At 72.9% G+C, this 11,420-nt stretch carries 11 protein-coding genes; 9 read left to right on the top strand and 2 right to left on the bottom strand.

Annotated elements, in window-relative coordinates:
• The first annotated feature begins 7 nt into the window (after positions 1-7).
• From atpA to murA, 5 genes are all read left to right on the top strand, one after another.
• On the top strand, positions 8-1,633 hold the full coding sequence (gene atpA, locus E7Z53_RS08480) for a F0F1 ATP synthase subunit alpha (protein WP_017833258.1): 1,626 nt from the start codon (positions 8-10) through the stop codon (positions 1,631-1,633).
• 60 nt (positions 1,634-1,693) lie between these two features.
• Complete coding sequence (locus E7Z53_RS08475; RefSeq protein WP_017833257.1) at positions 1,694-2,605, top strand: F0F1 ATP synthase subunit gamma; 912 nt, start codon at positions 1,694-1,696, stop codon at positions 2,603-2,605.
• 55 nt (positions 2,606-2,660) lie between these two features.
• The gene (gene atpD, locus E7Z53_RS08470) at positions 2,661-4,127 is read left to right on the top strand and encodes a F0F1 ATP synthase subunit beta (protein WP_017833256.1); all 1,467 of its coding nucleotides are present in this window, start codon (positions 2,661-2,663) and stop codon (positions 4,125-4,127) included.
• Positions 4,128-4,129: 2 nt separating this feature from the next.
• Positions 4,130-4,405 carry a F0F1 ATP synthase subunit epsilon gene (locus tag E7Z53_RS08465; protein ID WP_031282932.1) on the top strand — a complete coding sequence of 92 codons (276 nt, stop codon included), beginning with the start codon at positions 4,130-4,132 and terminating at the stop codon, positions 4,403-4,405.
• A 128-nt stretch (positions 4,406-4,533) separates the two neighbouring features.
• On the top strand, positions 4,534-5,811 hold the full coding sequence (gene murA, locus E7Z53_RS08460; RefSeq protein WP_017833254.1) for a UDP-N-acetylglucosamine 1-carboxyvinyltransferase: 1,278 nt from the start codon (positions 4,534-4,536) through the stop codon (positions 5,809-5,811).
• Positions 5,812-5,886: 75 nt separating this feature from the next.
• On the opposite strand, the gene E7Z53_RS08455 is transcribed toward murA, so the two are convergent.
• Positions 5,887-6,090, bottom strand: a complete 204-nt coding sequence (locus E7Z53_RS08455; protein ID WP_017833253.1) for a cold-shock protein — start codon at positions 6,088-6,090, stop codon at positions 5,887-5,889.
• A gap of 324 nt (positions 6,091-6,414) precedes the next feature.
• Positions 6,415-7,110, bottom strand: a complete 696-nt coding sequence (nucS, locus tag E7Z53_RS08450; RefSeq protein WP_031282930.1) for an endonuclease NucS — start codon at positions 7,108-7,110, stop codon at positions 6,415-6,417.
• 69 nt (positions 7,111-7,179) lie between these two features.
• On the opposite strand from nucS, the gene E7Z53_RS08445 reads away from it, so the two are divergent.
• From E7Z53_RS08445 to E7Z53_RS08430, 4 genes are all read left to right on the top strand, one after another.
• Positions 7,180-7,521 carry a hypothetical protein gene (locus tag E7Z53_RS08445; RefSeq protein ID WP_017833251.1) on the top strand — a complete coding sequence of 114 codons (342 nt, stop codon included), beginning with the start codon at positions 7,180-7,182 and terminating at the stop codon, positions 7,519-7,521.
• Positions 7,522-7,760: 239 nt separating this feature from the next.
• Complete coding sequence (locus tag E7Z53_RS08440; protein WP_176337597.1) at positions 7,761-8,723, top strand: tetratricopeptide repeat protein; 963 nt, start codon at positions 7,761-7,763, stop codon at positions 8,721-8,723.
• 167 nt (positions 8,724-8,890) lie between these two features.
• Complete coding sequence (locus E7Z53_RS08435; protein ID WP_035928856.1) at positions 8,891-9,748, top strand: ABC transporter ATP-binding protein; 858 nt, start codon at positions 8,891-8,893, stop codon at positions 9,746-9,748.
• Positions 9,730-11,385, top strand: coding sequence for a hypothetical protein (locus E7Z53_RS08430; protein ID WP_277619388.1), 1,656 nt, complete (start codon positions 9,730-9,732; stop codon positions 11,383-11,385). Before E7Z53_RS08435 ends, E7Z53_RS08430 begins: the two co-directional genes overlap by 19 nt.
• The last annotated feature ends 35 nt before the right edge of the window (positions 11,386-11,420 follow it).

The raw sequence follows: 11,420 nt of genomic DNA, 5'->3' as shown, positions 1-11,420 counted from the left end.
ACAGGACATGTCCGAAGTCACCATCAATGCCGACGACGTCCGTAGCGCGCTGAGCGAATTCGCCGCGTCCTACGAGCCCGGCACCGCAGAACGAACCGAGGTCGGCCGCGTCAGCAGCGCCTCCGACGGCATCGCGCGGGTCGAAGGCCTGCCCTCGGTCATGGCCAACGAGCTGCTGCGCTTCGAGAACGGCGTGCTCGGCCTCGCGCAGAACCTCGACACCCGCGACATCGGCGTCGTGATCCTCGGCGACTTCCGCGGCATCGAGGAGGGCCAGGAGGTCCAGCGGACCGGGGAGGTCCTCTCCGTGCCCGTGGGCGACGCCTTCCTCGGCCGCGTGGTCGACCCGCTGGGCACGCCCATCGACGACCTCGGCCCCATCGAGGCCGAGGGCCGCCGCGCCCTCGAGACCCAGGCGCCCGGCGTGACCATGCGCAAGTCGGTCCACGAGCCCCTGCAGACCGGCATCAAGGCCATCGACGCGATGATCCCGATCGGCCGCGGTCAGCGCCAGCTCCTCATCGGCGACCGGCAGACGGGCAAGACGGCCATCGCCGTGGACGCCATCCTGAACCAGCGCGCCAACTGGGAGTCCGGCGACGTCAACAAGCAGGTGCGCTGCATCTACGTGGCCGTGGGCCAGAAGGCGTCCACCATCGCCGGCGTGCGCCAGACCCTCGAGGACAACGGGGCCCTGGAGTACACGACCATCGTGGCGGCCCCCGCCTCCGAGGCCGCGGGCATCAAGTACCTCGCCCCCTACGCCGGCTCGGCCATCGGCCAGCACTGGATGTACGGCGGCAAGCACGTCCTCATCGTCTTCGACGACCTGTCCAAGCAGGCCGAGGCCTACCGTGCGGTCTCGCTGCTGCTGCGCCGCCCGCCGGGACGCGAGGCCTACCCGGGCGACGTGTTCTACCTGCACTCCCGCCTCCTCGAGCGCTGCGCCAAGCTCTCCGACGAGCTGGGCGCCGGGTCGATGACCGGGCTGCCGATGATCGAGACGAAGGCCAACGACGTCTCGGCGTTCATCCCCACCAACGTCATCTCCATCACCGACGGCCAGATCTTCCTGCAGTCGGACCTGTTCAACGCCAACCAGCGCCCGGCCGTGGACGTGGGCATCTCGGTGTCCCGCGTCGGCGGCGCCGCGCAGGTCAAGGCCATGAAGAAGGTCTCCGGCACGCTGAAGCTCGAGCTGGCGTCCTACCGCTCGATGCAGGCCTTCGCGATGTTCGCCTCCGACCTGGACCCCGCGTCCCGGCAGCAGCTGACCCGCGGCGCCCGGCTGATGGAGCTGCTGAAGCAGAAGCAGTACACCCCGTACCCGGTCGAGGACCAGGTCGTGTCCATCTGGGCCGGCACCAACGGCCACCTCGACGAGGTGGAGGTCGCCGACGTGCTCGACTTCGAGCAGGCCCTGCTGGAGCACGTGCGCCGCACCACCAACGTGATGGACTCCATCGTCGGCTCCGGCAAGCTCGAGGACGACGCCGTCGCCGCGCTGGAGACGGCCGTCGCCGAGGTCAAGCGGGACTTCCGGGGCACCAAGCACGGGATCGAGCCGGGCCACGAGGAGCACGAGCCCCTCGACGCGTCCGCGGTCGACCAGGAACGGATCGTCAGGAAGTAACCGGTCGGTCCGGTGCGCCGCCGCGGCGGCGCACCGGGCACGGTGACGAAAGGAAGTCACATGGGAGCGCAGATTCGGGTCTACCGGAACAAGATCGCGTCGACCAAGTCCATGAAGAAGATCTTCAAGGCCATGGAGATGATCGCGACCTCGCGCATCAACAAGTCCCGACAGGGTCTGCAGGCGGCGCGTCCCTACGCGAACGCGCTGACCCGGGCGGTCTCACAGGTCGCCACCCAGCACAACGTCTCCCATGCCCTGACCACGAGGGCCGACGAGGTGCGCCGGTCGGCCGTGGTGATCATGACCTCGGACCGCGGTCTGGCCGGGTCCTACTCGTCCAACGTGCTCAAGGAGGCCGAGGGCCTGCTGGAGCTGCTGCACGGGGAGGGCAAGGAGACCAAGGTCTACCTGATCGGCCGCAAGGCCCAGGCGTACTTCGACTTCCGCAGCCGTCCGTACGAGCGGAACTGGACCGGGGACACGGACAACGCCCGGCCGGACCGTGCGCGGGAGCTGCGCAAGGTGCTGATCGAAGACCTGGAGACCGCGTACGAGGACGGCGGCGTCGACGAGATCCACCTCGTCTACACGTCGTTCCAGTCGATGGTCGTCCAGGAGCCCCGGGTGCTCCGGCTGCTGCCGCTCGAGGTCGTGGACGCCAACGCGCTGACCGACGAGGTCGCCCGGGAGTTCGAGGAGCTGGAGGAGCCCGACAGCACCTTCGAGTTCGAGCCGAACCCCGAGGAGTTCCTCGACGCCGTCCTGCCGCGCTACATCGACGCGCGACTCTTCGCGAGCCTGGCGCACGCAGCCACCAGCGAGCTCGCGGCCCGGCAGCGGGCGATGAAGGCGGCCGGCGACAACGCCGACGACCTCATCAAGAAGTACACGCGCCTGATGAACAACGCCCGCCAGGCCGAGATCACCACCGAGCTCACCGAGATCGTGAGCGGCGCCGAGGCCCTGTGACGGGCCGTCCCGGCGATCCAGCAAGTGTCCACCACGAACAAGTGAAGTGAGAGATATGACTGCCACCATCAGCGAACAGGCCGGGCAGCCGGTCTCGGGCGGTGCCACGGGACGCATCGCCCGGGTCATCGGGCCGGTCGTCGACGTCGAGTTCCCCGAGCACGCCGTGCCCGGCATCTACAACGCCCTGACCGCCCAGTACGAGCTCAACGGCGAGAAGCGGACGATCACGTTCGAGACCGCCCAGCACCTGGGCGACAACATGGTACGCGCGATCGCCCTGCAGCAGACCGACGGCCTGGTGCGCGGCACCGAGGTCAAGGACTCCGGCGAGCCGATCTCCGTGCCCGTGGGCGACGTGGTCAAGGGCCACATCTTCAACGTCCTCGGTGAGGCCCTCGACGTCGAGACCTCTTCCCTGGAGATCACCGAGCGCTGGCCGATCCACCGCAAGGCGCCGTCCTTCGCGGAGCTCGAGGGCTCCACGGAGATGATGGAGACCGGCATCAAGTCGATCGACCTGCTGACCCCCTACATCAAGGGCGGCAAGATCGGCCTGTTCGGCGGCGCCGGCGTGGGCAAGACCGTGCTCATCCAGGAGATGATCACGCGTGTGGCCCGCAACTTCGGCGGCACCTCGGTCTTCGCCGGCGTGGGCGAGCGCACCCGTGAGGGCAACGACCTCTGGGTCGAGATGGAGGAGGCGGGCGTGCTCAAGGACACCGCCCTCGTGTTCGGCCAGATGGACGAGCCGCCGGGAACGCGTCTGCGCGTGGCCCTGACCGGGCTCACGATGGCGGAGTACTTCCGCGACGTGCAGAACCAGGACGTGCTGCTCTTCGTCGACAACATCTTCCGCTTCACCCAGGCCGGCTCGGAGGTGTCGACCCTGCTGGGCCGCATCCCCTCCGCCGTGGGCTACCAGCCGACGCTGGCGGACGAGATGGGCGTGCTCCAGGAGCGCATCACCTCGACCCGCGGCCACTCGATCACCTCGATGCAGGCGATCTACGTGCCCGCCGACGACTACACCGACCCGGCCCCGGCCACGACGTTCGCCCACCTGGACGCGACCACCGAGCTCTCCCGTGACATCGCCTCCCGCGGTCTGTACCCGGCGATCGACCCGCTGACCTCGACCTCGCGCATCCTCGACCCGCAGATCGTGGGCCAGGAGCACTACGACGTCGCGATCCGCGTCCGGTCGATCCTGCAGGAGAACAAGGAGCTGCAGGACATCATCGCGATCCTCGGCGTCGAGGAGCTCTCCGAGGAGCAGAAGGTCGTCGTCTCGCGCGCGCGCCGCATCGAGCAGTTCCTCTCCCAGAACACCTACACCGCCAAGCAGTTCACCGGTGTCGAGGGCTCCACGGTCCCGCTCGCCGAGACCATCGAGGCGTTCGGGAAGATCTGCGAGGGCGAGTTCGACCACGTGCCGGAGCAGGCGTTCTACAACGTCGGCGGTCTCGACGACGTCATGCAGCAGTGGGAGCAGATCAAGAAGCGGACCGGTGGCAAGTAGTCATGGCTGAGATGATCGTCGAAATCGTCTCCCTCGAGCAGGCCGTGTGGACCGGCACCGCCCGGATGGTGCGGGTCCGCACGTCCGAGGGCGACATCGGTATCCTGCCCGGCCACGAGGCCGTGGCCGGCATCCTCAAGCCCGGCGACTTCGCGGTGGACCCCGTGGACGGCTCCCGGCTCGAGGGCACGATCGACGCAGGCTTCGTGTTCGTCGACAACGACCGGGTGACGATCGTGGCGGACAACGTGGAGCTGCCCGGCGCCGCCGCCGCCTGATCCCGCCCGTCCGCGCGGGGCCCCGCCCCGCGCGCCCAGCACATCGCGGCCTCCGCACCACCGGTGCGGAGGCCGCGGCCGTACCCGGGGCCCCGCAGGGACCCCGGCGAGACCGCCCAGGAGAGTGGATGGAAGAGAAGATCGTCGTGCACGGACCCACCGCGGTCAACGGCACCCTGCGCGTCTCCGGCGCGAAGAACAGCGTGCTGAAGCTGATGGCGGCGACCCTGCTGGCCGAGGGCGAGTCGACCATCACGAACGTCCCCGAGATCCACGACGTCACGATCATGGCGGAGCTGCTGCGCCGGCTCGGCTGCGGGGTGGTCTACGAGCGCGCCGAGAAGACCGTCCGCATCGACGTCCCGGCGGTCCTGCACCACCAGGCGGACTACGACCTGGTGCGGGCGATGCGCGCGTCGATCTCCGTGCTCGGTCCGCTGGTCGCCCGGTGCCACGTGGCCGAGGTCGCCCTGCCCGGCGGGGACGCCATCGGCTCCCGCGGCCTGGACATGCACCGGGCGGGTCTCGAGGCGATGGGCGCGGTGCTGCAGATCGAGCGCGGCTATCTCGTGGCGTCCGTGCCGCGCAGCCTGCGCGGGACGCACTTCCGCCTGGACTACCCCTCCGTGGGCGCCACGGAGAACCTCATGATGGCGGGGACGCTGGCCGAGGGCACCACCGTCATCGACAACGCGGCCCGCGAGCCGGAGATCGTGGACATCGGGCGGATGCTGCAGGCGATGGGCGCCCGGATCGAGGGGCTCGGCACGAGCACCGTGACGGTCGCCGGGGTGGCGTCCCTGCGCCCGGTGGAGCACCGGACGGTGCCCGACCGGATCGTCGCGGGCACCTGGGCGTTCGCCGCGGCCGTGACCGGGGGGACGGTGGAGATCGAGGGCGCGGAGCCCGGCCACCTGACCGTGGTGCTGGACAAGCTGCGCTCCGCGGGCTGCCGCGTGGACACGGACGGGGGCCGCTTCGTGGTCGCCGGACCGCGGCGGCCGCGGGCGATCAACGTGTCCACGCTGCCGTACCCGGGCTTCCCCACCGATCTGCAGCCGTTCGTGGTGGCCCTCAACGCGGTGGCCGAGGGCTCCGGCATGGTCACGGAGAACGTCTTCGAGGCCCGCTGGGGCTTCACGGCCGAGCTCGAGCGGCTGGGCGCGAGCGTGCGCCTCGACGGCCACCACGCCCTGGTGGCGGGGATGCCGGTGCTCTCCGGGGCGCCGGTGGAGGCCATGGACATCCGGGCGGGCGCGGCCCTCGTGATCGCGGGCATGGCCGCCGTCGGCACCACGGACGTGAGCGGCGTCCAGCACGTCGACCGCGGCTACGAGCACTTCGTGGAGCAGCTCGGGGCCGCGGGGGCCGCCGTCGAACGGCACCTGGTCGGCACCGCGTACTGAGCACGCCGGCACGACGGAGCCCCGCACCCGGGACGGGTGCGGGGCTCCGTGCTCAGCCGGTGCGCGGGAAGCGGATCAGATGAGCGTGACGCCGGTGGCCTGCGGGCCCTTCTGGCCCTGGCCGATCTCGAACTCGACGCGCTGGTTCTCCTCGAGGGTGCGGAAGCCGCCCGACTGGATCTCCGAGTAGTGGACGAAGACGTCCGAGTCGGAGTCGTCGGGGGTGATGAAGCCGAAGCCCTTTTCGGCGTTGAACCACTTGACGGTGCCCTGGGCCATGAAGATCTCTCCTTGCGAGATGGTGCGAAACGTGTGCACAGGTCGTGCACTGAAGGGCGGTACCACGAGATGAGCCGAGGGCCGCGGTCTCCGTTCCCGAAGGAGGAGGACCAGGGCCAGGGTCGAACGTCACGCTCGCTTACCCGTTCTGCGAGCATGCAAAACATGGAACGAAGAACACGTTCAGCTTCACACACTCCCCGGGGGCGGTCAACGTTGTTCGCCTGCTGATCATCGCGTGTTGCGGGCTGTTCGCCGAGCGCGTGACCCCGGCGGCGCCCGGCGCGGACCCGGGCCCGCGCCGGTGGGCCCGGGGGAGCGGGCTCAGAAGAGGCGCGAGCCGCTGTCGTCGAGCCCGCGCATCTCGTCGTAGTCGAGGGTCAGGCACGCGATGCCCCGGTCCTCGGCGAGCACCCGGGCCTGGGGCCGGATGAGCTGGGCGGCGTACACCCCGCGCACGGGCGCCAGGAGGGGGTCCCGGTTGAGCAGCTCGAGGTACCGGGTGAGCTGCTCGACGCCGTCGATGTCGCCGCGGCGCTTGAGCTCGACCGCCACGGTGGCGCCGGCGGCGTCGCGGGCCAGGATGTCCACGGGCCCGATCGCGGTGGGGTACTCGCGCCGGACCAGGGTGTGCCCCGAGCCCAGGCGGTGGATCTGCTCGGCGAGCAGGCGCTGCAGGTCCGCCTCGACGCCGTCCTTCACCAGCCCGGGGTCGGTGCCCAGCTCGTGGGAGACGTCCTCGTGGATCTCGAACACCTGGATGACGAGGCGGTCGTCGCTCTTGGCGGCCTGGACGGTCCACGTCTGCAGCACGCCCTCGGCCGCGAGCTCGGCCTCCGGCTCGCCGACGTGCAGGCGGGCGGGCGGGCTCATCCAGTTCAGGGGCTTGTAGCTGCCGCCGTCCGAGTGGACGAGCACGGAACCGTCCGCCTTCACGAGGAGAAGACGCCGGGCGGCGGGCAGGTGGGCGCGCAGACGCCCTTCGTAGTCGACGGAGCAATCGGCAATGACAAGACGCACGCGGACCAGCCTAGCGCTCCGCGGGACCCGGCCCGGACCCGGAGGCCCCCGCTGTGAGACGATGGCGCGGTGCCACGCTCCAACCACTCCTCCCGACGCCGCCACGGCGGCCCCGGCAGCGGCCCGCGCGCGAGCAAGTGGCAGCGCGGCGCCGCCCAGGAGCCGTGGTCGGTCGAACGCGTTCTGGAGCCGGCGCCCACGGTGGAGCGCTCGGCGGACGGGGACTGGCTGGTCCGCCACGTCCGGCCCGCCAACGCGGTCAAGACCTACACCTGCCCCGGCTGCGGCCGGTCGATCCCGCCGGGGATCGCGCACCTGGTCGTCTGGCAGCAGGACTCCCTGCTGGGGGCGCGCAGCGCCTTCGAGGACCGCCGCCACTGGCACGAGCGCTGCTGGCGCACCCGCCGCTGAGCCCGGCCCCGCCCGGCGCGGCCGCCGTCACGGCGTCACGCCGGGAGCGGACACGCGGGCGCACCGGTGGCCGAGCCGCCCCCGGCGGCCGATAATCGTGGAAGACCCGCGGCGCCCGCCGGGCGCCGTCCCGCCGCCGGCCGCGGCCCCGGCCCGGCGGACCGGACCACCGATCCCGCCCCGACACCGACGGCCCAGCGGACCGCCGTGCCCGTCGACGAGCCCTCAGGAGACGCCCCGTGAACGAGTTCCAGCACCAGCAGCCCCGCCGCACCGCCGAGACCGCTCCGCCGCCGCAGGAGGCCCCGCTCCCGTCGTCGGTGCGGGGCGCGGTGGACCTGGGCGCCGTGCCCGCCGCCGGGCCGGGCGGGCAGCCCGCGGGGGAGGGCCGGCCGGTCGGGTACCGCCGGGAGGTGACGGCGGCGGACTTCCAGGAGGTCGCCGAGCTCTCCACCCGGGTCCCCGTGGTCTTCGCCCTCTGGGCCCGCTTCAGCGAGCAGTCCGTGGCGTTCACCGACACCCTGGAGCAGGTCGTGGACCGCTACCGGGGACGGCTCCTGCTGGCCTCCGTGGACGCCGAGGCGGTCCCCGAGATCGCGCAGATGTTCCAGGCGCAGTCCGTGCCCACCGTGGTGGCGCTGCTCGGCGGGCGGCCCGTCCCGCTGTTCAACTCCACGGTCCCGGCCGAGCAGGTGACCCAGCTGCTGGACGAGCTGCTCGCGCTCGCCGAGCAGAACGGGATCACGGGCACCGTGGAGCCCGTCCGCCCCGACGACGAGCCGGAGCCCCTGCCCCCGCTGCACCAGGAGGCCGTGGACGCCCTCGAGGCCGGTGACGTCGACGCCGCCGAGGCCGCCTACCGGAAGGCGATCGCCGAGAACCCCGGGGACCGGGAGGCGAAGCTCGCCCTCGCCCAGGTGCACCTGCTCCAGCGGGTGCTGCCGCTGGACGCCGCGACGGTCCGCGCCGAGGCCGCCGCCGCCCCGGAGGACGTGGCGGCGCAGCTGGCCGTCGCCGACCTCGACGTCTCGGGCGGCCACGTGGAGGACGCCTTTCGCCGGCTGCTGGACCTGGTGCGGCGCACCGCCGGGGAGGAGCGGGACGCCGTCCGGCTGCGCCTGCTCGAGCTCTTCGACGTGGTGGGCGCCGAGGACCCGCGCACGGTGACCGCCCGGGGCGCCCTGATGCGCGCCCTGTTCTGAGCCCCCGCCCCTGACGCCCCCCCTGACCGCCCCGCCCGCACGGCCACCGTCCGCCGGCGCGCGGGGCGCGTCCTCCGCCGCACGGTGGAGCGCATCCCGCGCGCCGGCGGGGCGGGCTCCGCCGCGCGCCGGAGGCGCGCCCGGTCCCGCCTGCCTACGCTGGGGGCATGAGCCACCAGCACCTCCCGCAGGCCGCCCCGGAACGGACCGGCGCCCCCGCGCCGGACACCCCGGCGCCCCCGTCCGGCGGGCCGCCGGCGCTGAGCGTGCGCGGGCTCGTCCGGGTCTTCGGCCGCCCCGGCACCCCCGAGGCCAAGGTCGCCGTGGACCGCGTGGACCTCGACGTCCCCCGCGGCTCCTTCTTCGGCCTCGTGGGACGCAACGGCGCCGGCAAGACCACGATGCTGTCCATGGCGACCGGACTCCTCCGCCCCACGGCGGGCAGCGCCCGCGTGGCCGGTGTCGACGTCTGGGCCGAGCCCCGGCGGGCCAAGCAGCTCATGGGCGTGCTGCCGGACGGACTGCACCTGTTCGACCGGCTCACCGGACGCCAGCTCGTCACCTACGCCGGCCTGCTGCGCGGCATGGACCGGGACGTCGTGGCCGAGCGCACCGACGACCTGCTGCGGGCCATGGACCTCACGGCCGACGCCGGGACCCAGGTCCAGGACTACTCCGCCGGCATGACCAAGAAGATCGCGCTGGCCGGCGCCCTCATCCACGCCCCGAGCCTGCTCGTCCTCGACGAGCCGTTCGAGTCGGTCGACCCCGTCTCGGCGGCGAACATCCGCGAGATCCTGCACGGCTTCGTGTCCGCCGGCGGGACCGTGGTCGTCTCCAGCCACGTCATGGACCTCGTGCAGCGGATGTGCGACCACGTCGCCGTGATGGACCGCGGCCGGGTGCTGGCCGCCGGGACGGTCGACGCGGTCCGGGCCGGGGCCACGCTCGAGGACCGGTTCGTCGAACTGGTCGGCGGGCGCCGGGAGACGGGGGAGGGCCTGCCGTGGCTGCGCCCGGAGTGAGCCCGGAGCTCGCCCCGGCCCCGGAGGGCCTCGCCCCCGCCCGGGCGGGCACCGCCGCCCTGGCCGGGCGCCTCGTGGGCCTCAAGGCGAGGATCCTCGTCAACACCCTCACCCGCAGCACCTGGGTGCTCGTGGGGACCGTGCTGGGCGCCGCCTATTTCGTGTTCCTGCTGGGCCTGGCCGTCGTCGCGCTGTTCCTGCTGGGCCGTCAGGACCTGTCCCTGGTGCGCACCGTGCTCGTGCTGGCCGGGTCGGCGGCCGTGCTGGCCTGGTGGCTGCTGCCCATCCTCGCGGCGCGGGCCGACGCCACGCTGGACCCGGCCCGCCTCGCCCTCCTGCCCCTGTCCGTGGGCCAGGTGCAGTGGGGCCAGGCCCTCGGCGCGGTCGTCGGCGTGCCGGGTGCGCTCACCGTCGTGGCGCTCCTCGCCACGGTGAGCTCCTGGCGCTCGTCCGCGGCCGCGCTGCTCGCGGCCCTCCTGTGCGTGCCGCTCGCGCTGGCCCTCGTGGTCACCGGATCCCGCTGCGTCACCGCCCTCGCCGTCGGTCTCGGCCGCCGCCGACGCCTCACGGAGCTGGTCTCGCTGGCCGCGCTCGTGGCCCTGGTGCTGCTCGGCCCGATCCTCACCGGCCTGCTGAGCGGGCTGGAGCGGCTGTGGGACCGGCTGCCGCAGTACGCCGGCGTGCTCGCGTGGACACCGGTCGGAGCCGTCTGGGCGGTCCCGGCCGACGTCGCCGCCGGCCGGTGGGGCTCCGCCGCCGCCCGGCTGGCCGTCACGGTCCTGACCGTCGTCGTCCTCGTTCTCGTCTGGCGGGTCGCGCAGGAGCGGGCCCTCACCAGCACGGCCGGCGGGCGGACCGCGGCCCCGCGCGAGGGGGCCGCCGGCGCGGGGCTCCTCGACCTCGCGCCCCGGCGCCCGTGGGCGGCCGTCGCGGCCCGGTGCCTGGTCTACTGGGTCAGGGACCCCCGTTACTCGGCCGGTCTGCTCGTCATCCCGGCCCTCGCCGTGCTCATGTGGTTCTCCCGGGACCCGGAGGGAGGCGGCGTCCTCCTCTACGCCCTGGGCCCGATGATCGCGGCGCTGCTCGCGTACCAGATCTCGGGCGACGTGTCCTACGACAACACCGCCCTGCACCTGCACGTCCTCACCGGTGTGCGGGGCGTCCACGACCGCGCGGGCCGGGTGCTCGCGCTGCTCGTGATCGCCGTGCCGCTCACGGCGGCCGGGCTGCTGCTGCCGTTCGCGGTCGAGGGCCGGTGGCAGCTGCTGCCCGGGGTCGCGGGCACCGCGCTGCTGGCGCTGCTGGGCGGGGCGGGCCTGTCCTCGGTGATGTCCGCCCGGTACACCTACCCCGTGGCCCCGCCGGGCGCGTCCCCGCTGAAGACGCCGCAGGGCTTCACCGTCCTGAACGTCCTCGTCCAGTTCGTGGCGCTGGGGCTGATCCTCGTCCTCGTGCTGCCGGCCGCCGTCCCCCTCCTCGTGCAGGTCTTCACCGGCGACCCCGTGTGGGGCTGGGCGGGGCTGGCCGCCGGGGCGGTGCTCGGCCCGCTGCTGTGCTGGGGCGGGATCGTCCTCGGCGGGCGCTGGTACGACCGGCGGGCCCCCGAGCTGCTCCAGGAGGTCGCCCAGTTCCGCTGAGCGGGACGGGCGCTCCCGGCGCACGGGGGTCGGCG

Source organism: Kocuria salina (assembly GCF_013368965.1).
In the GTDB taxonomy this organism is placed as follows: domain Bacteria; phylum Actinomycetota; class Actinomycetes; order Actinomycetales; family Micrococcaceae; genus Kocuria; species Kocuria rosea.
This window is presented reverse-complemented; position numbering and strand designations above follow the sequence as displayed.